The sequence below is a fragment of the Salmonella sp. SSDFZ69 genome, assembly GCF_004010755.1.
Classification (GTDB): Bacteria; Pseudomonadota; Gammaproteobacteria; order Enterobacterales; family Enterobacteriaceae; genus Salmonella; species Salmonella enterica.
Map to the genome: position 1 here is coordinate 2,236,910 of NZ_CP034831.1, position 19,018 is coordinate 2,255,927.

General features: G+C 45.8%; 17 protein-coding genes. 8 read left to right on the forward strand and 9 right to left on the reverse strand.

Annotated elements, in window-relative coordinates:
- Nucleotides 1-78: 78 nt before the first annotated feature.
- A complete protein-coding gene (locus EOS98_RS11140; RefSeq protein WP_001518898.1) occupies nt 79-528 on the forward strand; it encodes a GFA family protein in 450 nt (149 codons plus the stop codon).
- Here EOS98_RS11140 and azoR read toward each other — a convergent pair.
- Nucleotides 525-1,130, reverse strand: a complete 606-nt coding sequence (azoR, locus tag EOS98_RS11145; protein ID WP_000048924.1) for an FMN-dependent NADH-azoreductase — start codon at nt 1,128-1,130, stop codon at nt 525-527. The genes EOS98_RS11140 and azoR overlap by 4 nt on opposite strands.
- Before the next feature lie 200 nt (nt 1,131-1,330).
- Here azoR and hrpA point away from each other — a divergent pair, with 200 nt between their 5' ends.
- The 3 genes from hrpA to cybB all read left to right on the forward strand — a co-directional run bounded on the left by hrpA (nt 1,331) and on the right by cybB (nt 6,744).
- Nucleotides 1,331-5,233, forward strand: a complete 3,903-nt coding sequence (gene hrpA, locus EOS98_RS11150; protein WP_126524133.1) for an ATP-dependent RNA helicase HrpA — start codon at nt 1,331-1,333, stop codon at nt 5,231-5,233.
- A gap of 63 nt (nt 5,234-5,296) precedes the next feature.
- Entirely contained in the window at nt 5,297-6,097 is an 801-nt protein-coding gene (locus tag EOS98_RS11155) for a YdcF family protein (protein ID WP_126524132.1), read from the forward strand.
- A gap of 116 nt (nt 6,098-6,213) precedes the next feature.
- Complete coding sequence (gene cybB, locus EOS98_RS11160; protein WP_000527277.1) at nt 6,214-6,744, forward strand: cytochrome b561; 531 nt, start codon at nt 6,214-6,216, stop codon at nt 6,742-6,744.
- 270 nt (nt 6,745-7,014) lie between these two features.
- Here cybB and EOS98_RS11165 read toward each other — a convergent pair whose 3' ends face one another.
- From EOS98_RS11165 to EOS98_RS11190, 6 genes are all read right to left on the reverse strand, one after another.
- Nucleotides 7,015-7,677 carry a class I SAM-dependent methyltransferase gene (locus EOS98_RS11165; protein ID WP_000683309.1) on the reverse strand — a complete coding sequence of 221 codons (663 nt, stop codon included), beginning with the start codon at nt 7,675-7,677 and terminating at the stop codon, nt 7,015-7,017.
- Between the two features lie 463 nt (nt 7,678-8,140).
- Nucleotides 8,141-9,691, reverse strand: a complete 1,551-nt coding sequence (locus tag EOS98_RS11170; protein WP_127821168.1) for a glycosyltransferase family 39 protein — start codon at nt 9,689-9,691, stop codon at nt 8,141-8,143.
- A 136-nt stretch (nt 9,692-9,827) separates the two neighbouring features.
- A complete protein-coding gene (locus EOS98_RS11175) occupies nt 9,828-10,508 on the reverse strand; it encodes an amino acid ABC transporter permease (RefSeq protein ID WP_000560165.1) in 681 nt (226 codons plus the stop codon).
- Nucleotides 10,505-11,236: an amino acid ABC transporter ATP-binding protein gene (locus EOS98_RS11180; protein WP_126524131.1), complete on the reverse strand. Its 732-nt coding sequence runs from the start codon at nt 11,234-11,236 to the stop codon at nt 10,505-10,507. Before EOS98_RS11180 ends, EOS98_RS11175 begins: the two co-directional genes overlap by 4 nt.
- Nucleotides 11,237-11,260: 24 nt before the next feature.
- Nucleotides 11,261-11,908 (reverse strand): amino acid ABC transporter permease, encoded by a 648-nt coding sequence (locus tag EOS98_RS11185; protein ID WP_126524130.1) that lies wholly within the window; start codon nt 11,906-11,908, stop codon nt 11,261-11,263.
- 6 nt (nt 11,909-11,914) lie between these two features.
- A complete protein-coding gene (locus tag EOS98_RS11190) occupies nt 11,915-12,676 on the reverse strand; it encodes a transporter substrate-binding domain-containing protein (RefSeq protein ID WP_000949383.1) in 762 nt (253 codons plus the stop codon).
- 917 nt (nt 12,677-13,593) lie between these two features.
- Between EOS98_RS11190 and EOS98_RS11195 the strand changes: the two genes are divergently transcribed.
- A complete protein-coding gene (locus EOS98_RS11195) occupies nt 13,594-13,938 on the forward strand; it encodes a DUF1294 domain-containing protein (protein WP_039589725.1) in 345 nt (114 codons plus the stop codon).
- 120 nt (nt 13,939-14,058) lie between these two features.
- Here the strand turns inward: EOS98_RS11195 and sseJ are convergent, their stop codons facing one another.
- Nucleotides 14,059-15,285 carry an SPI-2 type III secretion system effector SseJ gene (gene sseJ, locus EOS98_RS11200; protein ID WP_031605304.1) on the reverse strand — a complete coding sequence of 409 codons (1,227 nt, stop codon included), beginning with the start codon at nt 15,283-15,285 and terminating at the stop codon, nt 14,059-14,061.
- A 427-nt stretch (nt 15,286-15,712) separates the two neighbouring features.
- Here sseJ and EOS98_RS11205 point away from each other — a divergent pair, with 427 nt between their 5' ends.
- Nucleotides 15,713-16,429 (forward strand): hypothetical protein, encoded by a 717-nt coding sequence (locus EOS98_RS11205; RefSeq protein ID WP_001527697.1) that lies wholly within the window; start codon nt 15,713-15,715, stop codon nt 16,427-16,429.
- Between the two features lie 111 nt (nt 16,430-16,540).
- On the opposite strand, the gene EOS98_RS11210 is transcribed toward EOS98_RS11205, so the two are convergent.
- Nucleotides 16,541-16,942: an effector protein gene (locus tag EOS98_RS11210; RefSeq protein WP_077948978.1), complete on the reverse strand. Its 402-nt coding sequence runs from the start codon at nt 16,940-16,942 to the stop codon at nt 16,541-16,543.
- Nucleotides 16,943-17,465: 523 nt separating this feature from the next.
- Here EOS98_RS11210 and EOS98_RS11215 point away from each other — a divergent pair.
- Both EOS98_RS11215 and EOS98_RS11220 read left to right on the forward strand, forming a co-directional pair.
- Complete coding sequence (locus tag EOS98_RS11215) at nt 17,466-17,741, forward strand: metal/formaldehyde-sensitive transcriptional repressor (protein WP_001120770.1); 276 nt, start codon at nt 17,466-17,468, stop codon at nt 17,739-17,741.
- A 31-nt stretch (nt 17,742-17,772) separates the two neighbouring features.
- Nucleotides 17,773-18,891, forward strand: coding sequence for an S-(hydroxymethyl)glutathione dehydrogenase/class III alcohol dehydrogenase (locus tag EOS98_RS11220; RefSeq protein WP_000842135.1), 1,119 nt, complete (start codon nt 17,773-17,775; stop codon nt 18,889-18,891).
- Nucleotides 18,892-19,018: the final 127 nt, after the last annotated feature.

The window sequence follows — 19,018 nt, forward strand, 5'->3', positions numbered from 1 at the left end:
GTCGTATTTACATTAGGCGAACCGGAAGGCTATTTCTATACTGTTGGCTGGTATCACTATTCGCGAGAGTAACCAGGTATGACGTCTGAAAAATTATCTGCTGCCTGCCATTGTGGCAGCGTCGTGTTTACCGTTCAACTTAGCGATGGCTTTCATACCGCCAGGCGCTGCAACTGTTCCTTTTGCCGGATGCGCGGAGCAGTGGCAGTGTCTGCGCCGCTATCGGGTATTAAAGTGCTAAAAGGGCAGGATAAGCTTACCGAATATCGCTTCAATACGGGCAAGGCGGTGCATTTTTTCTGTTCGGTATGCGGGATATATACTTTTCATCAGCGCCGATCCAATCCCGATCAATATGGGGTCAATGTGGCGTGCATCGAAAATGTGTCGCCTTTTGATTTCGCCTGCGTTGAAGTCAATGATGGGGTAACGCATCCCAGCGATGGCGGCAGTAGCGGCGTGGTAGGATATTTGCGCTACGAACCGAAGAAGTCACCTCCCGTCGAAACGGGAGGCAAAAATATTTAAGCGGCCACTACGCTGTCAATCGCGGCTTTTGCATCGGCCTGGGCTTTAGCCGCCACTTCCGGCCCGTAGGCGATGCCTTCGGCAAAGACAAAATTCACGTCGGTAATACCGATAAAACCAAGGAACACTTTCAGGTAAGGCGCAATCAAATCCGTCGGGGTGTCTTTATGGATACCGCCGCGACTGGAGAGAACCACCGCGCGTTTACCGGTTACCAGACCTTCCGGGCCTTTTTCGGTATAGCGGAAAGTGATACCGGCGCGGGCAATCAGATCAAAGTAGTTTTTCAGCTGCGTCGGGATATTGAAATTGTACATCGGTGCCGCAATAACGATGACGTCGTGGGCTTTCAGTTCAGCAATGAGTTCATCAGACAGCGCCAGAGCGTCCTGTTGACGTGGCGTTAAAGGCGCATCGCCCGGACGCATCGCGCCCACCAGCTCGCCATCCAGCACTGGAACAGGGTTGGCCGCCAGATCGCGGACAGTAATTTCATCTGCGACGTGTTTTTCGCGCCATTGTTCAATAAAATAGTCAGTCAACTGACCAGACTGAGAGTACCCTGCCAGAATACTGGATTTAAGAACTAATACCTTGCTCATGGGTGTTTCCTTTTATGTGTTTGAAGGGGCGTGCCCCGTTGCTTGTTGACACTTTATTCACAAATATGTCGCAGGGATAGCGCAATATATCGAACCCTTTGTTCGAAATTATTGAACAACACAAAAAAAGCCCCAATGTGGTACTCTATACCTATCATTTAAAACGATTTTAAACAGGCAGAATGCTGCCCAAGAGCTTTATGACTGAACAATCTATGTTGACGCTTCAGGTGTTACAGCAGCGGCTGGATGCACTGATGCTGCGCGACAAACAGCGCTTTGCGCGCCGCCTGCATGGCGTAAAGAAAGTAAAAAATCCTGATGCGCAACAGGCCATTTTCCAGACGATGGCGAAAGAAATTGAACAGGCTGCGGCGCAGGTCGCCCTCCGCGAAGCGGCGCGCCCCTCAATCACTTATCCGCAAAATCTGCCTGTTAGCCAGAAGAAACAGGACATTCTGGAAGCGGTCCGCGATCATCAGGTGGTGATCGTGGCAGGGGAAACCGGTTCCGGTAAAACCACCCAGTTGCCGAAAATTTGTATGGAACTGGGACGCGGAATTAAAGGACTTATTGGACATACTCAACCGCGTCGTCTGGCGGCGCGCACCGTCGCTAACCGCATTGCCGAAGAGTTGCAAACGGAGCCTGGCGGCTGCATCGGCTATAAAGTTCGTTTCAGCGATCATGTCAGTAGCAACACTATGGTCAAACTGATGACGGACGGTATCCTGCTGGCGGAAATCCAGCAGGACAGGCTATTGATGCAGTATGACACCATCATTATTGATGAAGCGCATGAACGCAGCCTGAATATTGACTTCTTGCTCGGCTATCTGAAAGAGCTTCTGCCGCGTCGCCCCGATCTGAAAGTGATTATTACCTCTGCGACCATCGACCCGGAACGCTTCTCGCGCCACTTTAATAACGCGCCGATTATTGAAGTCTCTGGCCGAACGTATCCCGTAGAAGTTCGTTATCGCCCCATCGTGGAAGAGGCTGACGACACTGAACGCGATCAGCTACAGGCAATTTTCGACGCTGTCGATGAACTGGGGCGGGAAAGTCCCGGCGATATCCTGATTTTTATGAGCGGAGAGCGGGAAATCCGCGATACCGCCGACGCCCTGAACAAGCTGAACTTACGGCATACCGAAGTGTTGCCGCTGTATGCACGATTGTCGAACAGCGAACAGAACCGCGTTTTCCAGTCGCACAGCGGACGCCGTATCGTGCTGGCGACTAACGTGGCGGAAACGTCGCTGACGGTGCCGGGTATCAAGTATGTGATCGATCCTGGCACTGCGCGCATCAGCCGCTACAGCTACCGCACTAAAGTGCAGCGCCTGCCGATTGAACCGATCTCACAGGCTTCCGCCAACCAGCGTAAAGGGCGTTGCGGGCGCGTATCGGAAGGGATATGCATTCGTCTGTATTCGGAAGATGACTTTTTGTCACGTCCGGAATTTACCGACCCGGAAATTCTACGTACCAACCTGGCGTCGGTTATTTTGCAGATGACCGCCCTGGGGCTGGGTGACATCGCTGCCTTCCCGTTTGTCGAAGCGCCGGATAAGCGCAATATTCAGGATGGCGTGCGTTTGTTGGAAGAGCTGGGGGCGATTACCGCCGACGAACAGCAAACGGCATATAAGCTGACGCCGCTGGGCCGACAATTATCCCAGTTGCCGGTCGACCCGCGCCTGGCGCGTATGGTTCTGGAAGCGCAAAAGCATGGCTGTGTGCGCGAAGCGATGATCATTACTTCCGCACTCTCTATTCAGGATCCGCGCGAGCGCCCAGTGGATAAGCAGCAGGCTTCCGATGAGAAACACCGGCGTTTCCATGATAAGGAGTCCGATTTTCTGGCGTTTGTTAACCTGTGGAATTACCTCGGCGAGCAACAAAAGGCCCTGTCGTCGAATCAATTCCGCCGGCTGTGTCGCACCGACTATCTGAACTATTTACGCGTGCGTGAGTGGCAGGATATCTATACCCAACTGCGTCAGGTGGTAAAAGAACTGGGGATTCCGGTAAACAGCGAACCCGCAGAATACCGGGAAATTCACGTTGCGTTGTTAACGGGGCTGTTGTCGCATATCGGGATGAAAGATGCCGATAAACAAGAGTACACCGGCGCGCGTAACGCCCGATTCTCTATTTTCCCCGGATCCGGTTTATTCAAAAAACCGCCGAAATGGACAATTGTCGCCGAGCTGGTGGAAACCAGCCGTTTGTGGGGGCGCATCGCTGCCCGCATTGAGCCAGAATGGGTGGAACCGGTAGCCCAGCACCTGATTAAACGTTCATATAGCGAACCGCACTGGGAGCGGGCGCAAGGCGCGGTGATGGCGACGGAAAAGGTTACTGTCTACGGTCTGCCGATTGTCGCCGCGCGCAAAGTGAATTACAGCCAGATTGACCCGGCGTTGTGTCGCGAGTTGTTCATCCGCCATGCGCTGGTGGAGGGGGACTGGCAAACCCGTCACGCCTTCTTCCGTGAGAATCTAAAATTGCGTGCGGAAGTCGAGGAACTTGAGCACAAATCTCGCCGCCGCGATATCCTGGTGGATGACGATACCCTGTTTGAGTTTTATGACCAGCGTATTAGCCATGACGTTATTTCCGCCCGCCACTTTGATAGTTGGTGGAAAAAAATCAGCCGCGAGACGCCGGATCTGCTCAACTTTGAAAAAAGTATGCTGATTAAAGAAGGCGCGGAAAAAATCAGCAAACTGGATTACCCGAACTTCTGGCACCAGGGCAATCTTAAGCTGCGTTTGAGCTATCAGTTTGAACCGGGCGCGGATGCTGACGGCGTGACCGTCCATATTCCGTTGCCGCTACTTAACCAGGTTGACGAGAGCGGTTTTGAATGGCAGATCCCAGGGCTGCGCCGTGAATTAGTTATTGCGCTGATTAAATCGTTGCCAAAACCGGTACGTCGCAACTTTGTTCCGGCGCCAAACTATGCTGAAGCGTTTTTAGGTCGCGTAACGCCGCTGGAGCTGCCGCTGCTGGACGCTCTGGAGCGTGAACTGCGCCGGATGACCGGCGTCACGGTCGACCGGGAAGACTGGCATTGGGATCAGGTGCCCGAGCATCTGAAAATCACGTTTCGCGTGGTGAATGACAAAAACAAGAAACTGCAGGAAGGGCGTTCGCTCGCCGAGCTTAAAAATGCGCTGAAAGGCAAAGTGCAGGAGACGCTCTCGGCGGTGGCGGATGACGGCATCGAGCAGAGCGGGCTGCATATCTGGAGTTTCGGCGAGCTGCCGGAAAGCTACGAACAGAAACGCGGTAATTATAAAGTGAAGGCGTGGCCGGCGTTAGTGGATGAGCGTGACAGCGTCGCTATCAAATTGTTTGATAATCCGCTGGAACAACAACAGGCGATGTGGTGCGGTTTACGCCGTCTGCTGTTGCTCAATATTCCTTCACCGATTAAGTATCTGCATGAGAAATTGCCGAATAAAGCCAAGCTGGGGCTGTACTTTAACCCGTACGGCAAAGTACTGGAGTTGATTGATGACTGTATCGCCTGCGGGGTAGATAAGCTGATAGATGCCAACGGCGGACCGGTGTGGAGCGAAGCAGGTTTCACCGCGCTGCACGAAAAGGTACGCGCCGAGCTGAATGATACTGTGGTGGATATCGCGAAGCAGGTTGAGCGCATCCTGACGACCGTATTCAATATCAATAAGCGTCTGAAAGGGCGGGTGGATATGAGCATGGCGTTGGGGCTTTCCGATATCAAGGCGCAGATGAGCGGTCTGGTATACCGTGGTTTTGTGACTGGCAACGGCTTTAAACGTCTCGGCGATACGCTGCGTTATCTGCAGGCAATTGAAAAGCGGCTGGAGAAACTGGCTGTCGATCCGCACCGCGATCGGGCGCAAATGCTGAAAGTCGAAAGCGTCCAGCAGGCGTGGCAACAATGGGTAAATAAATTGCCTCCAGCGCGTCGCGAAGATGATGATGTTAAAGAGATCCGTTGGATGATTGAAGAACTGCGTGTCAGTTATTTCGCCCAACAGCTCGGTACGCCTTATCCTATTTCCGATAAGCGTATTTTACAGGCCATGGATCAGATTACGGCCTAAAAAGCCAGGCGACGATGTCTTTCAAAGAGATCCGGTACAAGTTCGGAACAAAAAGGAGGAATTATGAATACAACGCCATTTCCGGCGCTCTCTGCGGAAACATTGCTGGCGGTGAATACCGTCGGACAGTGGCTGGCGCAAAATGATTTTTCCGGCGAACAACCTTATCCGTCGGATTGCGTCGTCCTGGCGGGCAATGCGGTGATCCCCACTATCGACGCGGCCTGTCGCATCGCCAAAGCGCAAGGCGTTCCTTTACTGATTAGCGGTGGTATAGGTCATTCGACGCCGTTTTTGTACGCCGTGATTTCCCGGCATCCGCGCTACCACACTATTCGCACAAGCGGACGCGCTGAAGCCGCGATCCTCGCGGATATCGCGAACCAGTTCTGGCATATTCCGGCTGAGAAAATTTGGCTGGAAGATCGGTCAACTAATTGCGGCGAAAATGCCCGTTTCTCCTGCGCACTGATCCGTCAGGCGAAAGAAAACATTAACACGGCTATCGTTGTGCAAGACCCCACCATGCAGCGGCGCACTATCGCGGCGTTTCGGCGCGTGACAAACGACGACACCGATGCGCCGCGCTGGCTGAGTTTTCCTGGTTTTGTTCCGGTACTGCGCCACCTTAACGGCGGTACACGTTTTGCCAACGTTGAAGAGGGCATCTGGACGGTGGAGCGTTATCTGTCTCTGATTGCCGGCGAGCTGCCACGTTTGCGTGACGATGAAACAGGGTATGGACCGCGTGGTAAAGATTTTATCATTCACGTTGATATCCCACGCGATATTGAAAAGGCATGGCAGGTATTGCAGGCAGATACGACGCTGCGCAGTGCGTTAGAACAGAGAGCTTTACGCTAAAAATCGCCCGTTTGCGAGGGTGAACGGGCAAGTGCGACCACCATTTCATAAATTTGATGAATTATTTATAAAAGCTGGTTATGTTGTCGCTTTACGGTTTTCATTCAGGACGCGCTATGGGCAATAAGTATTCCGGCCTGCAAATTGGTATTCACTGGTTAGTCTTTTTTCTGGTTATTGTGGCTTACGCCGCGATGGAGCTACGCGGTTTTGCGCCGCGTAGTTATCGGCCCTGGTTTAATATGACGCATGTTTCATGTGGTATCACTATTTTGCTTTTAATGGTGGCGCGCTTGATTATTCGGCTGAAATATCCCACGCCGCCCATTGTTCCTCGTCCAAAACCGATGATGACCGGAATGGCGCATTTGGGACATCTGGTGATTTACCTGTTATTTATCGCGCTGCCTGTTATTGGTCTGGTCATGATGTATAACCGCGGCAATCCCTGGGTCGCATTTGGCATTACTATGCCGCATGCCGCCGAAGCTAACTTTGAACGCGTAGATATGCTGAAATCCTGGCACGTCACGCTGGCGAATCTGGGCTATTTTGTTATTGGACTTCATGCCATCGCTGCTTTGATGCATCACTATTTCTGGAAAGACAATACGCTGTTACGGATGATGCCGCGTAAGCGTGACTGACCGTCCTGTATGACGTTTGTCGCAGGTGGGGTTAACTGCTTCAGGCAAACAAGGCATCTATCAGAGGGGATGGCGTATTCCATACAGAAAACGCCTGCGTCTAACCAGGACCCGTGACGCAGGCGAAGGAGGACGGGTCTACATCGGAAGCGGGTATTATACTTATTTGTATGACAAATAAAATAAACAATTACTATTCCGTAATCCAATGTTTAATCAACGGGTTAAACCCACATGATCGCGCTGCCGACCGCCCGGAAGTGCCTACACTTACAATGAACGTGGCATAGTGGCGGAAAATAGCGCAACGGCGCCATGTTGCTCCAAAGTCACCTTAGCGAAATGTTCGTCCAACACGCTGCGTAACGTATCGGCTGAATCATTGGTATTACTGAATATTCCTTTCTTGTTATAAACAGCCATTAATTTCTTACCAAAAGCATTGTGAGGAACCTCTTTGCCCAGAATCGTGGCGCCAAAAAGTGTGCCGCCGGGTTTAAGCGCCATACCGGCATTTTTAATTGCCTTCGCTTTTGTTGTCATCTCACCAGGTAAGCAGTGCAGAAGATAGTACATCGAAACGGAATCGAAGCGCCCGTGCCAGTCCGCCGGGAACGTGTCGAAAACATCGTGTTGTAGTGTGGCGCGGATTTTCGTATTACCCACTCGGCTGGCGGCTATTTTCAGGCTATCCGGATTTAAATCCATCAGCGAAATGGCATGAGTCGCAGGTGCATGTTTCAGGTAATAACCTGTACCTACGCCAATATCCAGGTGAGTCTCGCCCATGTGATGCAGGAAGAAAGGAAGTAGTCGCGTATCAGTAGGACACTTCCATGCATATTTGTTTGAGATATTGAGTACCCACCAGTCATATAAGCTAAGCGTGAATGGGTTATAGACTTTTGCGCCTGATTGTTGTGTATGCTTCATTGTTCTCTCACTAAATAATTTCGCGCTGGAATTAAAACAACGAAGCAATCGTTAGGCAAGCATTAATCAGGTGAGTGAGTAATTTAATACGATGAATAAAGGCGATATTATGAATTAAGCGGCTATCTTAAAGAATATAGAGGATAATAATAGCTGATAAATGAATTGGACAGTCATATTATTATAAGCTGATAATTAATAATCGTTAATATAAATATATTAAGCCTTATGATAATAGCAATGCAATTAAATGCATGAGGAACAATATTTATTCATACACATAAAGCGATTATTGCACATTAATTGATATTTTAAATGTTACGCTGAGATAGCCATCTTTATTTAATATCACCTACCTGGAGGCGATATGATTGAGGTTTTTGAAGCGTTTGGCTGGACCTTACTTTTAGGCAGTCTGGCAGTGGCAGTACTGTTTATCACTGCACTGGATAGAAAACGGTAATCATTGCATTTGACACGCCTGTTGAGTTGGTATTACAAATAATTGTACCTGAAATCTACCACTTCTGAAGTTTGCGATATTTTGCCATTCTGACGGCAAGGGGTAATCCTGACTGAAGTTACCGCCGCTTATCAACCAGACACGATGGTAACTTTTTGAAAGAGTTGTCAGATTATCAATATATGTCTGATCGGCTTGCGCATAAAACAGTGAACCAAAGCCATAGGCATTCGGTCTGCCTGATGTTCCGTGTGCGTTAGGTGGTGTATAAAGAAACGTACGATAATCTCGCTTATTATAATACACATAACTTAAATAATCGAACATTTTACTGACTACCACGGCATCATTAGGCTGGTGACGGGTATTAATATAGTTTACCAGTGGTTTAAACTCGTCTATGTGCTCAGGGTTATTATGATAGAAACCATAGCCGAATAATAAGGTGAATAAGATAAAACAGAAGCCACAAACCGCTTTTTTTGCGCGGGTAAGTAATACCGCGAGCAGGGGGGGAATGCTCAGCGATGAGAAGAAAAAATAACGATCGATAAATAACGGCATCCACCAGGAAATGATAAAGACCAGTATTACAGGGATGACCAGATTACAAAATAATATCAGCTGATATCTTTCATATTCTCCGTTGCATAAAGATATTCGCCCCACAGTACCGATAAAACCTCCCACAGCCAGCCACAGAATGAACGACGGAAAACCCTGTCCGTTGTTTCCGGTAAAAAAATGCCAATACATCGCAGGCAGGTCACGCCATGTTACGGGGGGAATCCAACCGATATCATTACCGGCTCTCAACTGCGCCAGATGAGTCAGTAAATTAAACAATACGGGCAACCAGGGGAGATAAGCGACAGCAATCGCCAGGTTAGCAAACCACCAGCCAGGAAGTTTAAGGTAGCAGGCCGTTTTATGGCTTTGGCAGGATAATATTGTTACTGCGATCCAGTGGGCAATAAGTGCAAATAGGGTGAAATAATGGGTGTAAAAGCTGAACGTCATAAGTAAAGCATACGCGACAAGATAGCGATTATGGGTGGGTGTTTTTATCCACATCATCAATGCTAACGCGGCAGCGAGCGTTAGCATTCCCATTAACGCGTACATGCGCGTTTCTTGACTGTAATGAACTGCCATCGGCATCAGGGCGGCGAACCATCCCGCCAATAAGGCTGTACGTTCATTTGCCAGCCATCGCGTAAGCGCGATAACCAGCACAACTGTCAGGATCCCAAAGAGTAGACTGAGAGAGCGTACCGCTGCAATGCTATCACCCCATAATATCATCCAGTCATGCAGTAACAGATAATAAAGCGGGGGATGCACGTCAAAAGCGGCATGGAATAGCAGATTATCTACGCTATGTCGACTAATCAGCACGCTGGACGCTTCGTCACACCAAAGGTAGCGGTCAGTTAAAAACAGCAACCGTATAAGGACGGAGAATATGACAATGAGACAAATATGATATTTATACTTTATTTTTCTTAACCCATCTCCGGGCTGCCATATTGATAGTTGTGGTAGCGCCATAATATCCTCAATGGAGTAAGACTTAGACCAGAATGGACACCTAACGCAATAATGAAGGTTAAAATCTTAACCAACACTAAATAAAAATAACTTTGATAATGTCAGCGATGAATTAATCAGAATAGTGCAGTGCAACTCAGTAATCCTGACCGTAATGGCGAAGCAGTCTATGCTCTAAAAACCGGGTCAAACCGACGATAAAGGTAACGCCAATAAGATACACTATGGCGGCAAAAAGGTAAGCATGGAAGAATTTAAAGCTAGTTGCAGCAACCTCCTGAATTCGCGCGAAAAACTCAGTATATTGGATAAGAAAAACGATGGTGCTGTCTTTAAGGTTATTAATCACCTGATTCGTTAAGGCTGGAATGGAAGACAGCAATACCTGAGGCAGTATAATCCACAAAAAGACCTGCCGTTTGTTCAACCCCTGAACGACTGCTGCCTCCGTTTCATACTTATTCAATGCGTTATAGGCCGTTGTCATGTACGCGGCATTATATGCGCCGACATTCAAGGTAAAACCTGTAACCGCCACGGTAAAAGAGGACAGGTGAATGCCAGATTGAGGTAAACCATAATAGATAACAAACAGAATAAGAATGAGTGGCGTACCGATAAAAAAATCCATGTACAGCCGAGTTATGGCTTTTACCACGGGGCGATGGCTCAGGCTCAGAAAGAAAATAATAATTCCCCACAAAAAACCGGTGATGGAAACAATCAGTGCAAGTTTACAGGTTTCTTTAATACCGTCCACAACAAGTGGCAGTTGTTCAGTCAGGTCATTAAAGAAAAGAGACCAGCCAGCGATCATCGTTGTGCCTCGCTAAAAAAACAGTGGATATCTGGATCCGTTTCTCGTAAGGCAAGATCGGTAAAAGCGCCTTCTGCACGAATCTTGCCATGATTAAGAAACGTTACGTTATCGCTTAGTAATCTGGCGAGGCGAATATCATGAGTGACGCATAATATAGTGACGCCATTGTCGTGAAGTTGCTTGATCAATATTCCGACTTCACGAGTCATGAGCGGATCAAGCGCAGACGTCGGCTCATCAAAAATAATGAGTTCTGGGTCGGTGACCATTGTACGGGCCAGGGCGACGCGCTGTTGCTGGCCGCCCGATAATTGCGAAGGGTATTTCGCGCTATGCGAGACCATATCAAGTTTTTGTAGCTCATGTAAGGCTTTCTCCCGGGCTAGTTGTCCCGGCATGCCAAACACTTTACATAGGGCAAGGGTAATATTATCCATGACGTTAAGATGGCGATACAAAGCGTAATTCTGGAAGACACAACCAACTTTTTTTCTGAACTCAAGAATAGTAAATTCCTTGTCATAAATATTTCTCCCGTGAAAATAAATATCACCATAATCAGGCTCTTCTAATCGAAGCAGACAGCGTAAAAGCGTCGTTTTTCCACAACCCGATGGCCCCATGACTACTTTCATGTCTCCCGATTGAATTTTCAGACTAACCGTATCAAGAACCTTTTTTCCTGAATATTCCTTACTTATCTCTTTTAGTTTCAGTAAAGCCATGAGTATCACCTCTATTTTTATGCTTCAACTGATGCGATATTTTTTCTCAAACACTCCGGCCAGAAGAGTAAAAACTTTATAAATAATGAAATATAATACCCCGGCAAGAGTATAGATCTGTAACCCGTTCAGCGTGATGGCTGTCAGTGACATTGCCTGCTTCGTTATTTCAGCGATACCTACAGTATAAGCAAAGGGCGTCGCTTTTAATACAGAAGAAAACTCATTGATAATACCGGGCACAGAAAATCGCAACATCTGTGGTAGTTCAATATTTATTATAACCTGTAATTGACGCATTCCTGCCACTTTCGCTACCGTTATTTCGAATGGCTCAACTAATTTAAGCGCCCCTCTGAACACCTCGGCAAGATAGCTCCCGCTGATTAAGCCGACGCTGAGGTTCATGGCCACCAGAGGTGAAACATATATGCCAATCGATGGCAATCCAAAATAAACAAGAAAAACAGCAATAAGTATTGGAATTCCCCGAAGAATAAAGACCAGTACGTCGAGCATCTTCTGTAGTGGAAGGGGGGATAGTCGCCGTAATACGGCGACTGTAAGCCCGAACAAAAACGCTGAGAGAAAACAGGTAAATGTTACAAGCAGCGTATTACCAATCCCTTCCAATAGGAAATAAAAGATAGCCAGCATATTACCTGATGACATAGCTTACTATTTCATCCAGCTATCGACGATGCCAGATATTTTTTGTGGCCCTTGCTCTTTAAGCCATAAGTTAAAATCATCGCGCACGGGAGAGCCTTTCTTAAAGGCAATGCCAAGCTGATCAACATTCTTGAAAACATAACGACTTTCTATCGGCATCTTTTTCTTATTTTTGAAGGTAAAATAAACCGGCTCTTCTATAAAAGCCAGATCAAGATTACCATTTTTTAGATCAGTCATCGTCTCATTATAGGTTGGATACAATTTTACTTTACTTAACGAGTAGTATCCTTTGGGCTCCAGATCGTTTTTGATAAGGTCGGAGTAAGCCATTCCTCGAGGGTATCCAATAGAATATTGATTTAATTCATTGAGGTTATTGAGCGTTATTTTATGATTGGCCATACTGACCAGATAAAAAGAGTTGATGTAATAAGGTTCAGAAAAATCAATAACTTTCTTACGTTTATCTGTGATTGAAATTCCCGAAAATGCGACATCTGCCTGACCACTCGCCACTGCGCCAAGCATTCCATCCCAGGCATATTCGGTGATGTTTAGCTTACAATGCCGTGACTGACAGTAAGACGAAAACAGCTCCAGATCTATCCCCTGCAATTTGCCATCAGCACTTTTAAATAACATAGGGGGAGAGGCCGGTGATACTGCGACATTGAGTGTTCTCCCTTCAACGATGCTATCAGCAAAAGCTGAAGACGACATTATTCCCAACACTATCATCGATAAGCCAATTTTTTTGGATAACATGCTATCTATTTCCTGTGGTAAGGTAATGCGTATTATAAATTAAGCATTAGGGCGTGAACCTGACATTTGCAGGCGTAAAGTACTTAACGTTATGTATTCCATCGCTGTTAACTAATTTAATCAGGAGGTTTGACAGGAATCATCAAAGGGAATGAATTGAATATACCATGAGATATCAACTGGATATGAGTGCAGCGACCCCATGAAAGGTGAAAATGTAAAGATACCATAGACATTAGTATACTGGACATAGTTTATGCTCCATTTACGCATACATATTTACATGATAAGCAGATAAATGCTTCAGTGACGGTGTATTTAATGTCTCTAAGTATCATCTTACCACTCTATCCAGGGCCAATATAAAGACTTATCTTTGCTTGTCAAATACATTTTCTGAGCTAAGCTGATTTGCGTGCTATCTATATTTGCAAGCATATAAATTATTTATCCTATGAACAAATGACAACAAATCAGGAGTTCTGACGATGTTGTTATGTTTATCAAAACGTTAACTTGTTTTAATCGACAATAATCTTAATTCAGAAATATCTTAATATATGCGGTTGTCGAGATAAAATTCTCAAATTAACATCGTACATCTTATGTAATAAATATAAATACGATAAACAAATCCAAAACTGAGACTGCCAACCGGATAACAAACAGCAATAAAGAGGGTTCTCCATTAAGTTATCCTGGCAATGGTTAAGGTGGTAACATTTTCGGTGGCTTTACCCATTTTAATCGTGTTCACAACACGTTAATTACCTTATGATTACCATGGTAATTAAAAATGAATCCTCGATGACTCGATGACTCGTTGGCTGAATGAAAAGAAAATTCTGCATCACATAGGCGCATGTATCGCGTATAATGGGCTCCGATGCCCCTAATCATTGCTATGACATAATAATATGTATCTTAACCGCTTTTGTTATTTACTCCTGATCTCCGCTGCGGCCGGAAGCATTTTTACATCGCATCCCGTCGCGATGTGGTTCCTGCTCGCCAATGTGCTAACGCTGGCGATCTACGGTGTAGACAAAACGGCGGCACGTAAAACCTGGCGCAGAGTGCCGGAATCCACTTTGTTGGTGTTTGGGATTGTCGGTGGGTGGCCTGGTGCGATTGTTGGTCAACAACTCTTCCGTCATAAAACGCAAAAGCAGCCATTCAAAACATACTTTATCGTCAGTGTGATAGTGAGTATTGTAGTTACGGTGGCGATCTATCGACTCTATCCATTTTTGTCCTACTGAACATAGAGTATGGATCACTTATTGACCAACCGGCAGCAAAGACAGCCTCATATTTTCATGCCACCGGCACTATGATATTGAGCGGTGTTTTGCTCAAGGCGTACCGCAGCCGATGGAACATTATTCAGTGGAATAATGATGAGCTATAAAACTTTCTAACATTGTGGCAAAACAATGATGGACTTCCTGGGTTGGATGGACAAAGTCATTGAAGACGTATTGCGGACATATATCCAGCTGAGGGTCTTTAGCCCCTAGAACATGTACATAGCCGTGGTGAGTATAAGGGTTTTCCGTATCATAACCAATATTACTGGCCACCTCCATTATTATCTTAAATACATCGGCAGTCTCGAAATAGCATATTTTGTGCTGGGGGTATTTTTCTTTTAATTCTTCAACATTAGCTTTTAACAGGGCATTGTGAGCGATGCTTTCATCCTTAAGTTTTCTTTTTTCATCAGATTGTTTGCCATAGGGCGTTAAAGACAAATCGGGAATCCCCATGACTAAAACATTATTAACTCCACCGGAAATTATTTTTTCAATATCATCAATTTGTTGCTCAACGACCATCATTACATTATCTTTGTGTAGTGTCATATAGTCATTAGCCCCCAATAAAAATATCGCCAGGTCCTGGTGAGAAGGGGTGTAAGATGCGACTTGTCTGTCCGTATTTGATACAAAGTCACCGAGGCAATTAAAGCAGGAATAGCTTGCCGATGTACTTCCCCCTTCAGCAAAATTAAGCATCTCTTTACCTAAGAAGTGTGGAGATGATAAAAACTCAGTCCAGGTAAATCCATTAGTAAACCTTCCGCCAAAATATTGACCATAGGAGGGTAAGATATGATGTGTTTTTTCAAACATACGCCCCATGGAGTCAGATAAACTGTCGCCAAAAAATACCAGTCTGGTAATATCACCTAAAGAAATATTTTTTGGCTTGGGATGTAATTTATTGATTTCTTTGGCAAGACCAAAAGGTTCCGGATGACATTCAACCTCAATAGATAAAATATTTTCATCATTATCATCTTTAATAATCAACTTATCGGCGTGTGCCTGTGATTCTATAATAAACTGTTCTTTACATCCCTGAGACGCTAAGGCTCGAAGCTTGATGTAGGCTCCGCGAACCTGTACCGGTGTTAGATTCAGTTCCTGATAGTGGTAAAGTTTAAAGATACATTCGAGCGCCTCTGCATGGTAAGTGGTGAAGAAATATGCTTTGATTTTCTCCCATAAACTTAATTCCGGAGGGCGTGCGCTTTCTTTTATCACATTAAATCTTTCAGAACTGATAGATGATGTGAAATAACCCTGTCCAACACTCAATGGCATAGTATCCTCCTTACTATATTAATCACGCTTTAGCAAAACATTAATTAGCAAATATTAGCAAGGAAAGTAATCAGGTAAATAGTGTATATAGAATGGCGTTTCTTTAACAGTTTGTCGCCGTCAATAAAATATATGCAGTGTATATTGTTTTTCAGCGAAGTAAATACATCATCAACAACGTGAAGTTAATACTGGGTACATGTTATCTGACTGCTATCATTATTGAGTATGCGCCTGGCTAAGGCAAAGATCTAAAAGGCAGCCACTCCTGATTTTAGTGTGCTGGCGTGAGTATGAGCTGGCTTGATATTCAGGAAAATTAGGTAAACTTATCATTCAACTATTATTATTTCCAAGGGGGTGGTGTTTTATATAATGTGTTGATTTCTATTTTCATATTAAATATTTCTTAAGTGAGTTAACTATAATGAGTGATGATTCAATTATTAAAAACTCTTCAATGCTTTTGGCCTATTTAGGTGGTCTGGGATGGGGGAGCGCCTATTTTTATGGCTGGGGCGTCTCCGCGTACTATGGTTTCCCGTGGTGGTATGTAGGCGTCGGCCCTGACAACATTGCCCGAAGTCTATTCCATGCGATTAGCCTGATGGCTATATTCATAATAGCATGGGGAGTGGGTATTCTATTATTTTTTCTAGTAAAGCAAAAAGCACGTATCCACGACCTTAGCTTCTTACGCCTTTTTTTGGCAGCGGTTTTGTTCTTTATTCCAATTGTTATCGAGTTTTCTCTCTTAACAGAATCGTTTTTGTGGGAGCTTTTTTTTATCATTTTACTGGTGGCTTTATGCTTATCGGTGGGGATGCGTTTTTATAGTAAATTGATGCCAGTGATTTGTTTTACGCAACTCAGTTGGGTGCGAAGACATTGTTTCACTATAGTTATGATTGGTTTTATTATATATTTTTTTATATTTTCTTTTTTTGTTGGAATCTATAAGCCACAATTAAAGAAAGAATACGAAATGATATTGTATGATGGAGGCTGGTACTACGTCCTGGCCAGATATCATGATAGTTTTATTTTGTCGAAATCCTTTACTAAAAATAACAATAGATTTATTATTTTTAGACCAGAGGATGGACACTCTTATGAAATTACCCTGGTAAAAGTCAGACTTTAATAAAATACTGCTTGGCAAGAGCGTGAAATGACGCCAGAGCTTCCCATGGCAGAGATTAGAGAAAGAACTGAGCGCCCATATCTGTAGGCTGTGGAATAATTGCATGACACTTTATCTGACATTACCATCTGAGTGGCAGTTTAGCAGATGTTTCAGGCCAAACCCAAGTTGAATTGGACCGCTCAGAAGCCGATTACCTACATAACAAATATTGGCCGCAAGCTTATGCTGTGGGCGGAATATACGACCGCTATTATCCAGATTGGCTGTTAACTTATTTATTTTCCCATAATAACCTATAACAGGGCTCCCTGAGGCATTGGCTAGCATCTGTGCATTGGAAAAACAGCTTCCATTTGCACTATAGCAACTTATAAAGTTTATTGCCTCATGAGAGTTGCTAATATGGCGGATTGATTTGAAAAGTGATGATGACTGACTTGCACCGGAACCGTACCGATTTTCATGTTGAACAACAAAAGGAGCACCATGTTTACAAATCGAAATAGGCATGGATTATTACCTGAGATTGATTTCAAATTAACAATAATGATGACGCTTTTGGGTATTAAAAATCTTTCAAATAACGCTCATTTGATTTTTTATCCACATTGACTAAGCCTGGAAAGACACAGGGTTGAGATATTTTTGCTACCCGTCGGCGGTGTATCGCAGTTGTGATGTTACGTTCTTACAAGACTGACATCTGCATATCATAACCTTTATTCATTACCACCTGGTGAGTAAGTAAAAACTATTGAGCAAATATTTACTTCTGGGTAATGGGACTGGATTCACACGGCATTACCTCTGTGCCCCTGTCGGGCAGAACATTGCAGCTTAGAAAGGAAGCTTTGGCGTTTATTGTCTGTGGCCAGAAAAAGTTCCCGTGAGCTGAATATGCTGAATGTGAACTGATTCTTGATGACCTATGCCGGTAAGTTATAAGCGATTGATTTTTATATTGTGTGTAATTTTACAATTACATAAACATTAAATTCTGATAGTATACCCCCCTATAGTATATGGAGGTCGAATGCCGCATTCACCTGAAGATAAAAAACGTATCCTTACCCGTGTTCGTCGCATACGCGGGCAGGTCGAAGCGCTGGAGCGGGCGCTTGAGTCTGGCGAACCTTGTCTGGCGATTCTGCAACAGATTGCCGCCGTGCGCGGCGCGTCTAATGGCCTGATGAGTGAAATGGTTGAAATCCATCTGAAAGATGAGCTGGTCAGCGGGGAAACTACGCCAGATCAGCGCGCGGTTCGGATGGCGGAAATCGGCCATCTTCTTCGCGCTTATCTAAAATAACAATTTCCCTCACCGTAACAGGAAGAGATATATGAAATCACGTGCAGCAGTTGCTTTTGGTCCCGGTCAGCCGCTAAAAATTGTCGAGATTGACGTTGCGCCGCCGAAAAAAGGCGAAGTTCTGGTCAAAATCACCCATACCGGCGTTTGTCATACCGATGCATTTACTCTTTCCGGCGATGATCCGGAAGGCGTATTCCCGGCAGTCCTGGGGCACGAAGGCGGCGGCGTGGTAGTTGAGGTCGGCGAGGGGGTCGCCAGCCTGAAACCCGGCGACCATGTTATTCCACTATACACGGCGGAATGCGGCGAGTGTAAGTTCTGTAAGTCCGGTAAAACTAACCTTTGTCAGGCCGTACGCGCCACTCAGGGAAAAGGGCTGATGCCGGATGGCACTACCCGCTTTTCTTATAACGGCGAACCCGTTTATCACTATATGGGAACCAGCACGTTCAGCGAATATACCGTTTGCGCGGAAATTTCTCTGGCGAAAGTGAACCCGCAGGCGCCGCTGGATAAAGTGTGTCTGTTGGGCTGTGGCGTGACGACGGGTATTGGCGCCGTCCATAACACCGCTAAAGTGAAAGCGGGCGACACCGTTGCCGTTTTTGGTTTAGGCGGTATTGGGCTGGCGGTTATTCAGGGCGCGGTTCAGGCTAAAGCCGGGCGTATTTTAGCTGTCGACACCAATCCGGAAAAATTTACGCTGGCGGGCGAAATGGGGGCCACGGACTTTATTAATCCGAATGATTACGACAAACCGATCCAGGACGTTATTGTTGAGCTTACTGATGGCGGCGTAGATTTCAGTTTTGAATGTATCGGCAACGTTAACGTGATGCGAGCAGCGCTGGAATGTTGTCATAAAGGCTGGGGCGAAAGCATTATTATTGGCGTAGCGGGAGCAGGGCAGGAAATCAAAACCCGTCCCTTCCAGCTAGTGACCGGTCGCGTCTGGCGTGGCTCCGCTTTTGGCGGCGTGAAAGGGCGCACACAGCTGCCAGGGATGGTAGAAGATGCGATGAACGGTAAAATCCGTTTAGATCCTTTTATTACTCACCGCCTGCCGCTGGAGCAGATTAACGATGCCTTTGAACTGATGCATCAGGGTAAATCCATCCGTACTGTTATCCACTTTGGCGATAACTGATTCATCCGCCAGCGGATTTTCCGCTGGCGCTTTTCTGAATTTTCTGGAATGAATGTTGTGAAAATGTGACGAAGGCGATGCTTTTCGCGATAAGCAAACGTCACGAAGTGCCGATGACTATCTAACG

Bases quoted from the DNA above. Each gene is read 5' to 3' on its own strand.
- EOS98_RS11140 (WP_001518898.1), top strand. From the start codon at position 79: ATGACGTCTGAAAAATTATCTGCTGCCTGCCATTGTGGCAGCGTCGTG.
- azoR (WP_000048924.1), bottom strand. From the start codon at position 1,130: ATGAGCAAGGTATTAGTTCTTAAATCCAGTATTCTGGCAGGGTACTCT.
- hrpA (WP_126524133.1), top strand. From the start codon at position 1,331: ATGACTGAACAATCTATGTTGACGCTTCAGGTGTTACAGCAGCGGCTG.
- EOS98_RS11155 (WP_126524132.1), top strand. From the start codon at position 5,297: ATGAATACAACGCCATTTCCGGCGCTCTCTGCGGAAACATTGCTGGCG.
- cybB (WP_000527277.1), top strand. From the start codon at position 6,214: ATGGGCAATAAGTATTCCGGCCTGCAAATTGGTATTCACTGGTTAGTC.
- EOS98_RS11165 (WP_000683309.1), bottom strand. From the start codon at position 7,677: ATGAAGCATACACAACAATCAGGCGCAAAAGTCTATAACCCATTCACG.
- EOS98_RS11170 (WP_127821168.1), bottom strand. From the start codon at position 9,691: ATGGCGCTACCACAACTATCAATATGGCAGCCCGGAGATGGGTTAAGA.
- EOS98_RS11175 (WP_000560165.1), bottom strand. From the start codon at position 10,508: ATGATCGCTGGCTGGTCTCTTTTCTTTAATGACCTGACTGAACAACTG.
- EOS98_RS11180 (WP_126524131.1), bottom strand. From the start codon at position 11,236: ATGGCTTTACTGAAACTAAAAGAGATAAGTAAGGAATATTCAGGAAAA.
- EOS98_RS11185 (WP_126524130.1), bottom strand. From the start codon at position 11,908: ATGTCATCAGGTAATATGCTGGCTATCTTTTATTTCCTATTGGAAGGG.
- EOS98_RS11190 (WP_000949383.1), bottom strand. From the start codon at position 12,676: ATGTTATCCAAAAAAATTGGCTTATCGATGATAGTGTTGGGAATAATG.
- EOS98_RS11195 (WP_039589725.1), top strand. From the start codon at position 13,594: ATGTATCTTAACCGCTTTTGTTATTTACTCCTGATCTCCGCTGCGGCC.
- sseJ (WP_031605304.1), bottom strand. From the start codon at position 15,285: ATGCCATTGAGTGTTGGACAGGGTTATTTCACATCATCTATCAGTTCT.
- EOS98_RS11205 (WP_001527697.1), top strand. From the start codon at position 15,713: ATGAGTGATGATTCAATTATTAAAAACTCTTCAATGCTTTTGGCCTAT.
- EOS98_RS11210 (WP_077948978.1), bottom strand. From the start codon at position 16,942: ATGCCTATTTCGATTTGTAAACATGGTGCTCCTTTTGTTGTTCAACAT.
- EOS98_RS11215 (WP_001120770.1), top strand. From the start codon at position 17,466: ATGCCGCATTCACCTGAAGATAAAAAACGTATCCTTACCCGTGTTCGT.
- EOS98_RS11220 (WP_000842135.1), top strand. From the start codon at position 17,773: ATGAAATCACGTGCAGCAGTTGCTTTTGGTCCCGGTCAGCCGCTAAAA.